Raw genomic sequence first — 17132 nt, forward strand, 5'->3', positions numbered from 1 at the left:
CAAAGCGGACTGGCTGCGGCGTGCCGGGCTGTTTGCGAAGGGCCAGTGGGGTCAGGTATTGACGATGCAGGATGGAATTACCGCAGCGGCGGGCGCTGCCGAACAGATTACGCACGGTGATATTGCCATTGTCGGGCTGTCGGTGACGGTGCCGGGCGCAGGCTCTGCCGAGGCGTTCTGGCAGAACCTGCGCGCAGGGATCGAATTGATTGAGGTTCTGGACCGCGAGACGCTGCTGGCACATGGCGAACGCGCCTCGGCCCTGGCCGACCCGAACTATGTGCCCGCCGCGGCCCGTCTGCAGGGGTTTGACGAATTTGATGCCGAGTTTTTCGGCTTCAGCCCGAAAGAGGCTGCCATTCTCGACCCGCAGCACCGCAAGTTCCTGGAAGTCGCCTGGGGCGCGATGGAAAACGCGGGCCATCCGCCGGAAAGCATTGCTGGCCCCATCGGCGTTTATGCCGGCTGCGGCATGGGCAGCTATTTCTACTTCAACATCTGCTCGAACCCGGCCCTCGTCGATGACGTGGGCATGTTCCTGCTCCGCCATACCGGCAACGACAAGGATTTCCTGTCGACCCGCGTCAGCCATGTGTTCGACCTCAAGGGGCCGTCGGTCAACGTGCAGACCGCCTGCTCCACCTCGCTGGTGGCGGTGCATTACGCCTGCAAAGCGCTGCGCGAGGGCGAGTGCGGCATGGCGCTGGCGGGCGGTGTCACCATCGAGCTGCCGCAGAGCCGCGGCTATCTCTACAAGGAGAACGAGATCCTCAGCCCCGACGGCCATTGCCACGCCTTTGACCACCGGGCGCAAGGCACCGTCTTCGGCTCCGGCGCCGGTGCGGTGGCGCTGCGGCGGCTGGAGGATGCGATTGCCGACGGCGACCACATCTGGGCGGTGATCAAGGGGTCCGCCATCAACAACGACGGCGCGGACAAGGCGGGCTATCTGGCGCCTTCCGTCGGCGGCCAGTCAGCAGCGGTGCAAAAGGCGCTGGCAGCAGCAGGCACCCCGGCTGAGACCATTGATTACGTCGAATGCCACGGCACCGGCACCTATCTGGGCGATCCGATCGAAGTGTCAGCCCTGACCGACGCTTACCGTGCCAGCACGCAGGACACCGGCTATTGCCGCATCGGTTCGGTCAAGACCAACATCGGCCATCTGGACACCGCAGCGGGCGTTGCCAGCCTGACCAAGACCGCGCTGGCGCTGTACCACCGGGAAATCCCCCCCTCGCTGGGCTATGAGGCGCCGAACCCGGCGATTGATTTCGACACCTCGCCGTTCAAGGTGAACGCCGCCCTGACGCCCTGGGTGCCGCACAAGGGTCCGCGGCGGGCGGGCATCAACTCGCTGGGCGTCGGCGGCACCAATGCCCATGTGATCCTGGAGGAAGCGCCGGAGCGCGCGCCTTCGGAGGAAAGCGATTTCCCGTTCCAGATCCTTTGCGTTTCCGGACAGTCCAAGGCGGCGCTGGAGGCCAACTCCCAGGCGCTGGCTGAATATCTGAAAGCCAACCCCGAGGCCGATCTGGCGGACGTGGCCTATACGCTGAAGGAAGGCCGCCGCGGCTTTGCCAAACGGCGGGTACTGGTGGCGGAGACCAATGCAGAAGCCGCCCGGCTGATTGAAGAAAACGATCCGCGCAAGGTCTTCACCCACGACCGCCTGGGCGACTCGCCTGAGGTTGTTTTCATGTTCCCCGGCGGCGGCGCGCAATATGCGGGCATGGCGCGGGATCTTTACGAGACCGAACCGGTCTTTGCCGAGTGGATGGACCGCGGGCTGGAGCATCTGCAAAAGAGCCTCGACTACGACATCCGCGCCCTCTGGCTGCCGGAGGAGGGAGAGGAAGACGCCGCCAATGCGCGCCTGCAGCAGCCCTCGGTGCAGCTGCCGCTGATCATGATCGTGGAATACGCGCTGGCGCAGCTGTGGATCAGCTGGGGCGTGCGGCCTGCCGCGCTGGTCGGTCATTCCATGGGCGAAAACACTGCCGCCTGCCTCGCCGGTGTGCTGTCTTTTGAGGACTGCATCGACCTTGTCCTGCTGCGCGGACGGCTGTTCGACACCGTGCCTGCGGGCGGGATGCTGTCGATTGCGCTACCGCTGGCCGAAGTCGAGGCCATAATTGGCGATGACCTGGATATCGCCAGCGTCAACGCGCCCTCGCTGACCGCCGTGTCCGGCCCGCAGGACGCGCTGGACCGCCTTTCGGCAGACCTGAGCGCCCGCGAGGTGGAACACCAGCGCATCCAGATCGACATTGCCGCCCACTCCCGGATGCTGGACGGCATTTTGCAGGAATACGGAGATTTCATCCGCTCCCTGACCCTGTCCGCCCCGAAGCTGCCGGTGATCTCCAACCGCACCGCCACGGCCCTGACCGCAGACCAAGCTGTCAGCGCCGATTACTGGGTGGGCCAGCTGCGCAATACCGTGCGCTACGCCGATTGCATCGAAACCCTCGCCCAAACCCCGGGCCGCGTGTTCCTGGAGGTCGGCCCCGGCAAGGCGCTCAGCGCGCTGGCGCAGATGTCGCCGGCGGTAAAGCAGGGCCAGGTGCTCAGCTCCCTGCGCCATCCGGATCAGGACGTGATGGATGACAGCTATTTCTTCGGCGTCATCGGCCGCCTGTGGGCCTGCGGCGTCGAGGCCGACTGGCGGCAGATCTGGGGCGAGGCGCGGCGCAACCGCCTGCCGCTGCCCGGATACGCCTTCCAGCGCAGCCGCTACTTTATCGAACCCGGCAGAGCTGTGGTGGAGGAAGACGCTGAGTCTCCGGCCCGCCACGCGGATCTGAGAGACTGGGGCTACCGCCCGGCCTGGCGTCCGAGGCTGGCAGACTGCGCGTGGGACGTGGACCGGGAACTGGGCCAAGATCCGCAAACCTGGCTTATCTTCGAGGATGACACCGGCCACGCCGCCCGCGCCGCCGCCCGGCTGGAGGCCGCAGGCCATGCCGTCGCCCGCGTCCGCGCCGGCGACACCTATGCGCAGCTGTCGCCGAACGCATATATCCTGCCGCCCGAACAGGGCCGCGCCGCCTATGGCGCGCTGCTGGCGGATCTGGCCGGGGCCGGTCTGCTGCCGCACCGGATCGCTCATTTCTGGCTGGTGACGGAACAGGAAACCTTCCGCCCAGGCTCCTCCTTCTTTGACCGCAACCTTGAGATGGGCTTCCACTCCCTGACCGCGCTGGCGCAGGAGCTTGGCAATGCCGATCTGCCCGGCCCGCTGCATATCACGGTCTTTACCACCGGCGCCGCACAGGTCCGGGACGAGGCCCTGCCCTATCCGGAAAAGGCGATGATCGCAGGCCCTGCCGGCGTGATCCCGCGGGAGCTGCCGGGGCTGACCTGCGCCACCGTGGACATTGAGCTGCCAGCGCCGCCGCAGGGCCTGTTTGCCCGCCGCACCCTGGCGGACACGGACATCACCGCCCGGCTGCTGGAAGAGCTGATGGCGGAGCCCGCAAACATCTCCGCCGCCTGGCGCGGAGAGAAGCGGTTCGAACTCACCTGGCGCCCGCAGCCGCTGCCGGAACCGGAGACACCGCCCTTCAAACAGGGCGGCCATTACCTGATCACCGGCGGCTATGGCGGAATCGGCCTGGCCATCGCGGCTTATCTGATGCGGGACTGCGGGGCGAAGATCACGCTGATCTCCCGCGAGGGCCTGCCGCCGCGCGGCAGCTGGGACCGGTATCTCGGCAGCCACAGCCCGGCCAACCGCACCGCCCGGCGCATCCGCGCGCTGATGGCGCTGGAGGAGACCTGCAACGGCACCGTGCTGCCGCTGGCCGCCGACGTCTGCCACGCGGGCGAACTGCGCACCGCGCGCGCGCAGGCCGAGGCCGCAAACGGCCCGCTGACCGGCGTCATCCACGCGGCCGGCGTCATTGATGACGGCCCGCTGCTGGCCAAGGACGACGACCGGATCGCGCAGGTGCTGGCCCCCAAGGTGAGCGGGCTGCGCGCGCTCGACACGGTGTTTCCGGACGGCAGCCTGGAGCTGATGGTGCTGTTTTCCTCCTCCTCCACCGTGACCCGGCCCGCGGGCCAGGTGGATTACATCGCCGCCAACGAATACCTCAACGCCTGGGCCAAGCACCGTTCCGGCGGGCAGACCCGCGTCGTGGCGGTGGATTGGGGTGTCTGGGCAGACACCGGCATGGCCGCCGATGCCATGAATGCCCGCAACAGCGCCGCAGGCGCCAGCACGCCGGAGCCCTGCCCGCAGCCGCTGCTGCAGCAGCAGCGGTTCGACGCTGCCGGCAACCGCATCTTCACGCCCCGCTTCAGCACCGCAGACTGGCTGCTGGATGAGCATCGCACCGCAGACGGCACCGCCCTGGTGCCGGGTACCGGCTACATCGAAATGGCCGCCGAGGCGCTGACGGCAGCAGGTGCCGAAGGGCCGTTCGAAATCCGCGACCTCTATTTCCTGCGCCCTCTGGTTGTGCAGGACGGCGACCCCAAAGAACTTCTGGTTAAGCTAGAAGCTAAAGAAAATGGTTATGAACTGTTTGTTTACTCGGCATGTACAAATGGTTACTCTCTGAACTGTCAGGCAATGCTGGCCTCCGCGGCGGTGGCAGAATGCCCCGCCGCACTCAACCTCCAGAAGATTTTCGCCCGATGCCCGGAGGAGCAGGCGCCTGCCGGCGGGCGCCTGCAATCCCCGCAGGAGGCGCATCTGCGCTTTGGCCCGCGCTGGCATGTGCTGGAACGTGCGGCCCTGGGGAATGGCGAAGGGATTGCCTGCCTAGCCCTGCCGGAGGCTGCGGCGCAGGACGGCACCCTGCTGCATCCCGGCCTGATGGACCTTGCCACCGGCTGGGCGATGAAGCTGATCCCCGACTATCAAGCAGATGCGCTTTGGGTGCCGGTCTCCTACCGCACCATCCGCGTCTTTGCGCCGCTCATCGCGACCATCTTCAGCCACGTGCGGCTGGCCGGCGCGCCCGGCAGCGGCTCCGCCGTGTTCGACGTGACCCTGACGGATGCGGAGGGCACTGTGCTGGCCGAGATCGAAGGTTTCCGGATGCAGCGCCTCGCGTCCGGCTTTGACGCAGCAGCCGCAACGGCCGAGCCCGACGCCAGCGCAGCAGAGCTGGGGCTGGAGCCTGCCCGCAGCGCGCAGCCGCTGTCGCCGGAGGAACGCCGTCTGCAGCTGAACATTTCCAACGGTATCAAGGCCGAGGACGGCGGCGAGGCGCTGGCCCGCGCGCTTGCCGCCGGGCTGCCGCAGGTGGTGGTGTCCTCGCTCGACCTGCCCGCGCTGATTGCACAGGCGTCGCAGAGCGCCGCGCCCGCCGCGGCAGAGGCGCAGACCTTTGACCGCCCGCAGCTCGACACCGATTACATCGCCCCGCGCAACCCGGTGGAGGAGGAGCTGGCCAAGCTCTTTGCCGCGCTTTTGGGCGTCAGCCAGGTCGGGATCGAGGACAGTTTCTTTGACCTTGGCGGCCACTCGCTGATTGCGGTGCGGCTGTTTGCGCAGGTAAAACGCAGCTTTGGTGTGGAGTTCCCGCTGTCGGTGCTGTTCGAGGCGCCCAGCGTCGCCGCGCTGGCAGAGCGGATCATCGCCCGCACCGGCGGCGGGGTTGCGGCGGAACCGGGAGACACGCCCCAAACTGCGGAGGAACAGCCGCAGTACACCCATCTGGTGCAATTGCATCCGGGCGATGGCACCGGGCGGCGGCCCTTCTTCCTGGTGGCGGGCATGTTCGGCAATGTGCTGAACCTGCGCCACTTGGCGCTGCAGGTCGGCAAGGACCGGCCGGTCTACGGCCTGCAGGCCAAAGGGCTGGTGGGCGACGCCGCGCCGCACAGCCGAATCGAGGACGCCGCCCGCAGCTGCCTGTCCGAAATCCGCCAGATCCAGCCCCAGGGCCCCTATCTGCTGGGCGGCTTCTCCGGCGGCGGCATCACCGCCTATGAGATGGCGCAGCAGCTGAAGGACCAGGGCGAGGACACCGCCGCGCTGATCCTGCTGGACACGCCGCTGCCGGTGCGCCCGCCACTCAGCCGCCGCGACAAGGCCCTGATTAAACTCGCCGAACTGCGCCGCAAGGGGCCGGGCTACCTGGCCGAATGGGCCAGAAACCGCATCGCGTGGGAGTTTGAGAAACGCCGCGCCAGCCCGGCGGAGACCGGCGCCCGGCCGGAATTCAACAGCCGCAAGATCGAACTGGCCTTCCGCGCCGCAGTCGGGACCTATGGCCTCAGGCCCTGGGACGGGCCGCTCACCCTGTTCCGGCCGCCGCTGGACCGCAAATGGCAGGTCTCAAACGGCCATTGGGTCAGCGCCGAGCGCGAGTATGTCTTTGACGACAACGACTGGACCCAATGGGCCCCCGCCACCGAGGTCGCCGAGGTGCCGGGCGATCATGACAGCATGGTGCTGGTGCCCAACGTGAGCGTGCTGGCGGCAGGCGTGAAGGCGCGGCTGGACGCCGCCGACGCCGCCGCCGGGCGGCCCCGTTACGACCAGGCCGCGGAGTGACCCTGATGAGCCAGCAGCGTATCCTTACCATCCTTCTCAACTACCGCACGCCGGAGATGACCCTGCAGGCGGCCGAGGCCGCGCTGCGCGAGATGGAGGACCTGCCGGGCGAGCTGCTGATCATCGACAACGGCTCCGGCGACGGCTCCTTTGAGCAGATCCGCGCCGGGGCAGAGGCCCGCGGCTGGCTGGACAGCGGGCGGCTGCGGCTGCTGGCCTCGCCGGTCAACGGCGGCTTTGGCGCGGGCATGAACATCGGCATCCAGGCGGGCCTGGCCGGCGGCAGCGCGCCGGAGTTCTATTACCTGCTGAATTCCGACGCCTTTGTGCAGGGCGGCACCATCCGCACCCTGCGCGACTTCCTGCTGGAGCATCCCGGCGCCGGGCTGGCCGGCTCCTACGTGCGTGGCACCGATGGCGACCCGCACCGCACCGCCTTCCGCTTCCCCTCGATCGCGGGGGAGTTCGAGGCCAGCGTGCGCACCGGCATCTTCACCCGCCTCCTGAAGCCCTGGGTGGTGGCGATGGATATGCCGCAGGGCGAAGTGCAGGTGGATTGGACCGCCGGCGCCAGCCTGATGATCCGCCGCGAAGTGATCGAGGCCGCGGGCGGCTTTGACGAGACCTTCTTCCTCTATTTCGAGGAAACCGACCTCTGCCGCCGCGCCGCCCGCGCCGGTTGGCGCACCCACTATGTGCCCGCCAGCGAGGTGGCCCACATCGGCTCTGTCTCCACCGGCATGAAGGGCTGGCAGCGCACGCCGCAGTACTGGTTCGACTCGCGGCTGCACTACTTCACCAAAAACCATGGCCGCGCCTATGCCACCGCCGCCACGCTGGCCCGCATCAGCGGCAGCCTGATTTATGGCCTGCGCCGCCTGATCCAGAACAAGCCGCAAGCCGATCCGCCGCATTTCCTGCGCGATCTGTGCCTGCACAGCCTGCGCGCGCTGATTGCGCCGCGCCGCTCACCCTCTTCGGAAACGCGCCTCCCTTCTCCGCTTGCAAAGGAGCAGAAATGACCGCATTCACCTGTGCCCTGATCGGCAATGAATCCCTCCTGATCGGCTGCGCCGATGCGCTGCTGGCCCGCGGCCACCGGATCCGGGCGGTGGTCTCTCAAGACGCCGACATCCGCGACTGGGCCGCGGACAAGGGCCTTACGCTGCTGGATAAACCCGCGGATCTGACCGGCGGATTTGACTGGCTGCTGTCGATTGCCAACCTGACCGTGATCCCGGACATGGTGCTGGCCCTGGCCGCCAAGGGCGCGGTCAATTTCCACGACGGCCCCCTGCCCCGTTACGCGGGCCTCAACACCCCGAACTGGGCGCTGATCAACGGCGAGCCGCAGCATGGCATCACCTGGCATCTGATCGAAGGCGGCGTCGACGAGGGCGATATCCTGGCCCAGCGCCTGTTCGACGTGGCGGCGGACGAGACCGCCTTCAGCCTCAACTCCAAATGCTATGCCGCGGCGATGGACAGCTTCGGCGAGGTCGTCACGCAGCTGGAAACCGGTGAACTGAAGCGCCAGAAGCAAGACCTGAGCCAGCGCCGCCTGTTCAAAAAATCCGACCGCCCGGCAGCGGGCGGGATGCTCGATTTCACCCGCCCCGCGGCGGACCTGGCCCGGCTGGTGCGCGCGCTGGATACCGGCGGCTACTGGAACCCGCTGTGCGCCGCCAAGCTGCGCATCGGCGGCACAGTCATACTGGCTGGCGGTGCCGAAGTTGCGGACGGCAGCGGCGCGCCGGGGACGGTGCTCGAAGCCCGCAAAACCAGCATAACAATCGCCACAAGCGACGGCACCCTGACCCTCTCCCGCCTGACCACGCCCGCAGGCCAGCCGCTGGACATTACTAAACTGGCCCATGCCGGAGATCTGGTTCCCTCCCTGACCGCGGCTGAGGCAGAGGCGCTCACCACCCGCCTCGCTGCGGCCCAGGGCGGCGAAAGCCATTGGCGCGGGCGGCTTGCCGCGATGCAGCCGGTGCAGGTGCCGCTGGCCTCGGATGCCGGAGGGGAGGGGTTCGGCCGCTCTGAGATCGCCTTGCCGGGTGCCCTCAGTGAGGGCCAGGCGGCGGCTGGTGTGCTGGCCTGGGCGCTGCTCAGCAGCGGGGAAACCGCCGCGGATGTGGCACTCGCCGCTGGCAGCACGGAGGACCTGCCCGGCCTGATCTCCCCTTGGGTTCCGGTACAGGCGCAGCGCGGCCAGATGCTGCAGGATCTTACCGGCCGCATGGCAGAAGAAATTGAAAAGGCGCGGAAATACGGCGGTTTCCCTGAGGACCTGGTGGCCCGCGATCCGGCAATTCCGGCGCAGGCGCAGCCCGCAATCGGCCTGTCTCTGGACCAGGACCTGCCGGTCGGCGGCTGCATCGCCACCGTCACCTTCTGCGGCGGCAACATGGGGCTGCACACCGACAGCAGCCGGCTGGATGCAAAATCCGCCGGACTGCTCGCCGCCCGGCTGGAGCTGGTGCTGACCGCCATATTGGAAGACGCAAACCGCCCGGTCGCAGAGCTGCCCATCCTGCCGCAAGCCGAGCGCAAGCTGCTGCTGGAGGACTGGAACAACACCGCCGCGGAGTACCCCGCCGGTCAGACCATCCACGCGGCGTTTGAGGCGCAGGCGGCCAAGACCCCGGACGCAACTGCGCTGGTGTTCGAAGACCAGAGCTTCACCTACGGCGAAGTCAACGCCCGCGCCAATGCGGTGGCCGCCCGCTTGCGTGAAATGAACGTGAAACCGGGCAGCCATGTCGGCATTTACATCCGCCGCGCGCCGGACCTTGTGTTTGCCGCGCTTGGGGTGATGAAGGCCGGCGGCGCCTATGTGCCGCTGGATCCTGCCTATCCCGCTGACCGCATCGCGCATTACATCGCAGACAGCCAGGCGCAGGTGATCGTGACGCAAAGCGCGCTGGCCGCCAGCCTGCCTGCCTCGGACGCTGAAGTGCTGGATATCGAAACCGTCCCCGCGGGGACAGCCGGGGAAAACATCTCCGGCGGCGCCACCGGCAGCGATCTGGCCTATCTCATCTACACCTCCGGCTCTACCGGCCTGCCCAAGGGGGTGATGGTCACCCATGCCAATGTGTCGAACTTCTTCACCGGCATGGACGCCCGCATCCCGCATCAGGAGGGTGATGCCTGGCTGGCCGTCACCAGCCTCAGCTTCGACATTTCGGTGCTGGAGCTGTTCTGGCCCCTTTCGCGCGGCCTGAAACTGGTTCTGTCCAGCGACGAAAGCCGGCTGGAGCTGTCCAAGGGCCCTGTGGCGCTCAGCAGCCGGAAGATGGATTTCAACCTGTTCTACTGGGGCAATGACGACGGGCCGGGGCCGCAGAAATACCATCTGCTGCTGGAAGGCGCCAAGTTCGCCGACCGGCACGGTTTCAACGCGGTCTGGACGCCGGAGCGCCATTTCCACGCTTTTGGCGGGCCTTACCCGAACCCGTCGGTCACCGGCGCCGCGGTTGCGGCGGTGACGCGGAATATCGGCGTGCGCTCCGGCTCTTGCGTGGCGCCTTTGCACCATCCGGCGCGGATTGCCGAGGAATGGGCGGTGATCGACAACCTGACCGCGGGGCGTGCGGGCATCGGCTTTGCCTCCGGCTGGCAGCCGGATGATTTCATCCTGCGCCCCGAAAACACCCCGCCCGCCAACAAGGCCGCGATGTTTGACGCCATCGAAACCGTGCGCAAGCTGTGGCGCGGCGAGGAAGTGGCCTTCCCGCGCAAGGACGGCGGTGCGCACAGCGTGATCACCCAGCCCCGCCCGGTGTCCAAGGAGCTGCCTGTCTGGGTCACCACCGCGGGCAACCCGGAAACCTGGCGCGAGGCCGGGGCGATCGGGGCCAATGTGCTGACCCACCTTTTGGGGCAAAGCATCGAGGAGGTGGCAGGCAAGATCCGCATCTACCACGACGCCCTGCGTAAGGCGGGCCATGACCCCGCGGATTTCAGGGTCACGCTGATGCTGCACAGCTATCTGGCGGAGACCCGCGAGGAGGCCCGTAAGGTGGCGCGGGAGCCGATGAAGGACTATCTGCGCTCTGCCGCCGGGCTGATCAAGCAATACGCCTGGGCCTTTCCGGCCTTCAAGAAACCCGAGGGCGTCAACAACCCCTTCGAGATGGACCTGGGGATGCTGTCCGAGGAAGAGCTGGAGGCGATCCTCGACTTCGCGTTCGAGCGGTATTTCGAAGAGTCCGGCCTGTTCGGCACCATCCAGGACGCCTGCCAGCGGGTCGAGCAGCTGAAGCGCATCGGCGTGGATGAGGTCGCCTGCCTGATCGACTACGGCATCGCGCCTGATGTGGTTCTGGAAGGGCTGAAACCGCTGGCCGAGGTGCTGCGCCTGTCGAACGCGCCGCAGGAGCTGGCGGCGGATGACTTCTCGCTGGCGGCGCAGATCGTGCGGCATGGGGTCAGCCATATGCAATGCACCCCGTCGATGGCGCGGATGATAGCCGCGGACGCGGACGCCAGCGCCTGCCTGGGCCAGCTGCAGCATCTGCTGGTCGGCGGCGAGGCGCTGCCCGGCGATCTGGTGCAGGCCTTGAAGGACGCGACCCGGGCAGAGATCCGCAACATGTACGGCCCGACCGAGACCACGATCTGGTCCACCGTCGAGAAAATCTCCGCTGTCCCCGCAGGGACAGCCGGGATTGGCACGCCGGTTGCCAACACGCAGGTCTATGTGCTGGACGAAAATCAAGCGCCTGTCCCCGCGGGAACGCCGGGGGAGTTGTATATCGGCGGCGCGGGTGTCACGGCGGGCTACTGGCAGCGGCAGGAGCTGACCGCTGAACGGTTCGTTAACACACCGTTCGCTGCGGGCCGCCTGTACCGCACCGGCGATCTGGTGCGCTGGACGGCAAAAGGCAGCCTGATGTTCCTGGGCCGCACCGATCACCAGGTGAAGATCCGCGGCCAGCGGATTGAGCTGGGGGAGATCGAGGCAGCGCTGGCAGCACAGCCTGGCGTGACAGGTGCCGTGGTGGTGCCGCGCGGAGAGGCCGGAGCGGAACAGCTCGCCGGCTATGTCACAACCTCTGCGCCGGTGTCCGGGGAGGCGCTGAAACAGGCGCTGGCGGCCCGGCTGGCGGAGGTCATGGTGCCCGCGCATATCGTCACGCTCGAGGCTTTCCCGCTGACGCCAAACAAGAAAATCGACCGCAAGGCGCTGCCGGACCCGCAGCCTGCGCGGGTTGAGGCCGCCCCGGCGGTGCCGCTGGATGCCGGTGCGCAGGCCAGGATCGCTACCGTCTGGAGCCGGATCCTGGGCGTCAGCGGCATTGGGGCGCAGGACAATTTCTTTGCCCTGGGCGGCCATTCCCTGCTGGCGGTGCAGGCGCACCGGGAGCTGCGCACGGAACTGGGCACGGCGGCGCTGTCGATCACCGACATCTTCCGCTATCCGACGCTGGCGGGGCTGGCGGCGCATATCGAAGGGCTTGCAGGCACCCCGGCAAATACGGAAAAACAGCCTGAGGCAGACGCAGGGCCGGACCGCGCCGACACCATGTCGAAGCGGCGGGCCATGCGGGCAAACCGCAGGGCAAGGGCCGGATGACAGAGACCAACAGCAAACTGGCAGAGCGGCTGGCCCTGGTCCGGCCGCTTTTTGCCGCCGATGTGGCGCTGGCCGGGGCGGACCCCTTGGGCACGCCGCCGCCGCCGCTGGCTGATGAGGCCGCAGGGCTGTCGCCCAACGCGGTGGAAAAGCGGCGCAACGAGTTTGCCGCCGGGCGGTCCGCCGTGCATCAGGCGATGCGGCAGCTGCAGATCCCCCCTGCCCCGGTGCAGGTCGGCAGCGACCGGGCGCCGGTCTGGCCTGCGGGGGTGGTCGGCTCGATCACCCACACCAAGAGCTGCGCCATGGCGGTGCTGGCCCGCGCAGGCGACGTGCAGGCCTTGGGCATCGACGTGGAGGAAGACACGCCGCTGAAGGACGACCTGCTGCCCGCGATCTGCTCGGCGCGGGAACAGGCCTGGCTAAGGGGCCAGGACAATCCCGGGCAGATGGCCAAGGTGATCTTTTCCGCCAAGGAAGCGGCCTATAAATGCCAGTACACGCTGAGCCGGGCGTTTTACGGCTTTGACGGGATGGAGCTGGAATTCGATCTGGCGGCGGCGGCTTATCAGGCGTTTTTCACTGCCGACCGGCCGCCGTTTGCCCGCGGCGAGTCCGTCGGCGGGCGGTTTGCGATCGGGGCCGGGCTGATCATGACCACGGCGGAAATCCGGGGGCGCCGATGATGGGGCGGCGCGGGTTCCTGGCGCTGGCGGCGGCGGCTGCCACGCTGGGGCTGATGGTGTTTGCAACCCGCAGCCGCAGCGTGCCGGTGCCGCCGCCGCTGACCCCGCCGGAGGGGCCGCTCAGGGTGTTTCACCTGGGCCATTCGCTGGTCGGGCCGGACATGCCGCATATGCTGGCGCAGCTGGCGCCCAAGGGGCATGAGTATAACAGCCAGCTGGGGTCGGGCACGCCGCTGCGGGCGCATTGGGAGCCGGAGGAAAACATCCTCGATTTCGAAACCGCCAACCGCGCGCCTGCCTACCGCGATGCGAAGGAGGCCGTCGGGTCGGGCGACTACGGCGCCGTGGTTCTGACCGAGATGGTCGAGCTGCGCGATGCGGTCAAGTATTTCGACGCGGCCAAGTATCTGGGAAAATGGGGGGATCTGGCGCGGCAGGGCTCAGCGCAGACCCGGCTTTACCTTTATGAGACCTGGCACCGGCTGGATGACCCCGAGGGCTGGCTGGAGCGGATCGGCAGTGATCTGGAAACGCTGTGGACCGGCAAGCTTCTGGCGCCGGACAGCCGCCGCAATCCGGGCCACCCGGTGTATCTGATCCCCGGCGGGCAGGTGCTGGCGGCAGTGGCGCGGGCTGCGGAGGCCGGGGAGGTGCCCGGACTGGCTTCACGTGAATCGCTGTTTGCGCGCACGCCTGACGGCGGACTGGACCCGATCCATATCAATGATCTGGGGGCCTATGTGATTGCCTTGACCCATTACGCGGTGCTGTACCAGCGCTCTCCCGCAGGGCTGCCTCATGCGCTGGCCCGGGCAGACGGCAGCGCGGCGCAAGCGTTCAGCCCCGACGCGGCGGCGAAAGTGCAGGCAATCGTGTGGGAGACCGTGCGCGCCCTGCCCCGCACCGGTCTGGCGGCGGCAGAGGGCCCGGCATGAACCTGGAGGCGCTGATCACCTCGGTTGTGATGATCGGCCATTCGCTGTTCGGGCCGGACAATCCGCAGATGCTGGACCAGTTGCTGGACACCCGCGCCGAGGCCACGGTGGAGGCGCAGATCATCAACGGTGCGCCGCTCAGCTATAACTGGCAGCACAGCGGCAGTGCCGAGGGTGTTGATTCACGTGAAAGACTGCGCGCTCCTGCCGGTGCGGTGATCGTGACGGAAGCGATTCCGCTGGCCAATCACCTGAAATGGAGCGGCACGGAACAGGCGGTGACGCAGTTCTATGAGCTGGCCCGCGCCGCCAACCCGGAGGTGCAGTTCTATTTGCAGGAAACCTGGCACAGCCTGAACAGCGGCACCGGCACAGCGGTGCCGTTTGATGACGGTGCGGATGTGCCGTGGCGGCAGCGGCTGGAACAGGACCTGCCGCACTGGCAGGCGGTGGTGGAGGAGGTCAATGCCGCAACCGGCGGCGATGTGAAACTGCTGCCCGCAGGCCAGGCGATGGCGCGGCTGGACGATGCCATTCAGGCGGGCACGATGCCCGGGCTTGCCAGTATCCGTGATGTCTTTGCCGATGACATCCACCCCAACGCCACCGGCTTTTACTTCCTGGCGCTGCTGCAATACGCGGTGCTGACCGGGGAAAACCCCTCGGGCCTGCCGCACCGGCTGACGGACCGCTGGGGCAAGCCCTATCCCGCGCCGGCGCCAGAGCTGGCGGCGCGGCTGCAGGACATTGCCTGGGCCGCAGCGCAAGGCGGCAGCCTGCGCACCGCAGCCCTGCCTGCGGAGCCGGCGGCGCTGCCGCAGGATCCGGTGCTCCCCGTGCTGAACGCATCGCCGGCGGCAGCAGAGCCGCTACTGGCGGGGCCGCCCGTGCGCCAGCCCGTCGCCATCAATCTGGCGGGCATTGCCGACTGGAGCACCCAGGCCCCGTTCCTGGACCACTTCAAAACCGCGCGGCCCTGGATCGGCCACCTGCCCGGCCAGTGGGGCGGCGCGGATCACGGCGATCTGCAGGCGGCGGGCTATCTCGATCCGGATGGCTGGCCCACCGCGATCCCGCCGGAACTGGGCTCCATCGGCACGGTGATCCTGACCGACCTGCCGCAGGAGGCGGTGTCCCTGAAGGGCCGCTATGTTCTGCGGTTCGAGGGCGAGGGCATCGTCGAGGTCGCGGGCCGCGCGGAAAACGTCCGCTATGGCAAGGGCGAGGTGCGGTTCGGCTACACCCCCGGCCCCGGCCCGGTGGAAATCCGCATCCAGCGCATGGGCCGGGATGGCGGATATGTGCGCAATATCACCGTGGTGAAGGAAGAGCATCTGGAGGCGTTTGACAGCGGCACCCTGTTCAACCCGCTGTGGCTGGAGCGGCTGGACGGCTTTGCCGCGCTGCGGTTCATGGACTGGATGGCCACCAATGACTCGGCCCAGACCGGCTGGGAGGACCGCCCGCTGCCGCAGGACTACACCTGGGCGCTGAAGGGGGTTCCGGCCGAGGTGATGCTGGCGCTGGCCAATACGCTGGGGGCCGATGCCTGGTTCACCATGCCGCATATGGCGGATGACACTTACGTCCGCCAGTTTGCCCGGCTGGTTGAGCAAGGGCTGGACGAAGGTCTGCGCGCCTATGCGGAATATTCCAACGAGGTGTGGAACTGGCAGTTTCAGCAGGCGGCCTGGGCCGATGCGCAGGCCCAGGCGCGCTGGGGCGGCGAAGGCTTGTGGATGCAGCTTTATGGCGGCCGCGCGGCGGAAGTGGCGCAGATCTGGACGGAGGTCTTCGGAGCGGACAGCAAGCGGCTGGTGCGGGTGATCTCCTCGCAGACCGGCTGGCTGGGGCTGGAGGAGCAGGTGCTGGCGGCACCGCTGTGGAAGGCGGAACGGGCGGACCGGCTGGCGCCCGCGGCCTATTTCGACGCCTATGCGGTAACCGGGTACTTCGGCGGCATCCTGGGACTGGAAGAGCGCGCCGGGCAGGTCCGGGCCTGGATTGCCGCCAGCCGGGACCAGGCCCGGGCGGCGGCTGCGGAGCGGGGGCTGGCGGGGGCCACAGCGGCGGAGTTTATCGAGCAGCACCAGTATGATGCGGCCTCAGCCCAGGCCGGTGCGGAGCTGCGCGACGGGCTGATCTCGGGCGACAGCGCCGACACGCTGGCGGATTTGCTGGGCCGGGTGCTGCCCTATCATGCAGGCGTCGCGCAAAAGCACGGGCTGGACTTGATCATGTATGAGGGCGGCAGCCATGTGGTCGGGATCGGCCCGATGGTGGAGGACGGCGCGCTGACCGGCTTTTTCACTCATTTCAACTACACGCCCGAAATGGGGGCGCTCTACCGCGAGCTGCTGGCGGGCTGGCGCGCGCTTGGGGGGGCGCTGTTCACCGCTTACGCCGATGCGGGCGCGCCCGGAAAATGGGGCAGCTGGGGCGCCTTGCGCACCTTGAGCGATACCAACCCGCGCTGGGATGCGCTGGAGGCGGCGAAGTGAGCCCCCGGGTGTCGGTGCTGATCCCGGCCCACAATGAGGCGGGCTATATCGGGGCCTGCCTGGAGGGCGTGTTTGCCTCCGCGCCGCTGCCGCAGGGCATGACGGGCGAAGTGCTGGTTTTGGCCAATGGCTGCACTGACGAAACCGCGGCGCTGGCCCGGGCATTTGAGCCGCCGCCCGGCTGGACGCTTGAAGTGCTGGAACTGCCGGAGGGCGGGAAATTGCGGGCGCTGACGGCGGGCGATGGCGCGGCGCGCGGGGATATCCTGATTTATCTGGATGCCGACGTGGCGGTCTCGCCCGCACTGATTGCGCAGCTGGCTGAGGCCCTGGCGAATGGCGCGCCCCGGTATGCCAGCGGCCGCCCGCAGGTGGCCCCTGCCCGCAGCGCGGTAACCCGGGCCTATGCGCGGCTGTGGACACGGCTGCCGTTCTTCACCCGCGGGGTGCCCGGGTTCGGCGTCTTTGCCATGAGCCGCGCCGGACGGGAGCGCTGGGGGGATTGGCCGGATATCATCGCCGATGACACCTTTGCCCGGCTGAACTTTGCCCCGGCGGAGCGGGTGCAGGTGGCGGCAGGCTACAGCTGGCCGATGGTGGAGGGGTTCCGCAATCTGGTGCGGGTGCGGCGGCGTCAGAACGCCGGAGTGGCGGAAGTGGCCGCCCGGTATCCGCAGCTGCTGCCCAATGACGACAAGCCGCCCGCTGGCGGTGGTGCGGTTCTGAAGCTGCTGGCGGCGGATCCGGCCGGATTTCTGGTCTACGGCTTGGTGGCCCTGGCGGTCAAATCCCCGCTTTACGCCTCGCAATCCCGCTGGACCCGCGGCCGCTGAGTGCGGTTGCCAAGCCAATGCCCTCCCGCGCCCGCAGGATGCCCTGGCTGCGCCAGCGCACCCTTGGCGGCCTTGGGCC

General features: G+C 68.0%; 7 protein-coding genes. All 7 read left to right on the forward strand.

From position 1 onward, the window contains the following. Positions 1-64 precede the first annotated feature (64 nt). The 7 genes from B2P87_RS03405 to B2P87_RS03435 are packed head-to-tail and all read left to right on the forward strand — an operon-like array spanning position 65 to position 17053. The gene (locus tag B2P87_RS03405) at positions 65-6514 is read left to right on the forward strand and encodes a type I polyketide synthase (protein ID WP_141889672.1); all 6450 of its coding nucleotides are present in this window, start codon (positions 65-67) and stop codon (positions 6512-6514) included. 5 nt (positions 6515-6519) lie between these two features. Continuing rightward, entirely contained in the window at positions 6520-7536 is a 1017-nt protein-coding gene (locus tag B2P87_RS03410) for a glycosyltransferase family 2 protein (RefSeq protein WP_141889671.1), read from the forward strand. Then, complete coding sequence (locus tag B2P87_RS03415; RefSeq protein WP_141889670.1) at positions 7533-12098, forward strand: MupA/Atu3671 family FMN-dependent luciferase-like monooxygenase; 4566 nt, start codon at positions 7533-7535, stop codon at positions 12096-12098. The genes B2P87_RS03410 and B2P87_RS03415 overlap by 4 nt, the downstream gene beginning before the upstream one ends. Next, positions 12095-12784 (forward strand): 4'-phosphopantetheinyl transferase family protein, encoded by a 690-nt coding sequence (locus B2P87_RS03420; protein WP_141889669.1) that lies wholly within the window; start codon positions 12095-12097, stop codon positions 12782-12784. Before B2P87_RS03415 ends, B2P87_RS03420 begins: the two co-directional genes overlap by 4 nt. Beyond that, positions 12781-13719, forward strand: a complete 939-nt coding sequence (locus B2P87_RS03425) for a hypothetical protein (protein ID WP_414671956.1) — start codon at positions 12781-12783, stop codon at positions 13717-13719. The genes B2P87_RS03420 and B2P87_RS03425 overlap by 4 nt, the downstream gene beginning before the upstream one ends. Beyond that, on the forward strand, positions 13716-16220 hold the full coding sequence (locus B2P87_RS03430) for a hypothetical protein (RefSeq protein WP_141889668.1): 2505 nt from the start codon (positions 13716-13718) through the stop codon (positions 16218-16220). The genes B2P87_RS03425 and B2P87_RS03430 overlap by 4 nt, the downstream gene beginning before the upstream one ends. Further along, entirely contained in the window at positions 16217-17053 is an 837-nt protein-coding gene (locus B2P87_RS03435) for a glycosyltransferase family 2 protein (RefSeq protein WP_141889667.1), read from the forward strand. The genes B2P87_RS03430 and B2P87_RS03435 overlap by 4 nt, the downstream gene beginning before the upstream one ends. Positions 17054-17132 lie beyond the last annotated feature (79 nt).

Source organism: Leisingera sp. UBA4491, assembly GCF_002388965.1.
GTDB classification, from domain to species: Bacteria; Pseudomonadota; Alphaproteobacteria; order Rhodobacterales; family Rhodobacteraceae; genus Leisingera; species Leisingera aquaemixtae.

Coding starts and splice junctions, on each gene's coding strand:
- B2P87_RS03420 (WP_141889669.1), top strand. CDS start 12,095: ATGACAGAGACCAACAGCAAACTGGCAGAGCGGCTGGCCCTGGTCCGG.
- B2P87_RS03410 (WP_141889671.1), top strand. CDS start 6,520: ATGAGCCAGCAGCGTATCCTTACCATCCTTCTCAACTACCGCACGCCG.
- B2P87_RS03425 (WP_414671956.1), top strand. CDS start 12,781: ATGATGGGGCGGCGCGGGTTCCTGGCGCTGGCGGCGGCGGCTGCCACG.
- B2P87_RS03430 (WP_141889668.1), top strand. CDS start 13,716: ATGAACCTGGAGGCGCTGATCACCTCGGTTGTGATGATCGGCCATTCG.
- B2P87_RS03415 (WP_141889670.1), top strand. CDS start 7,533: ATGACCGCATTCACCTGTGCCCTGATCGGCAATGAATCCCTCCTGATC.
- B2P87_RS03405 (WP_141889672.1), top strand. CDS start 65: ATGCAGGATGGAATTACCGCAGCGGCGGGCGCTGCCGAACAGATTACG.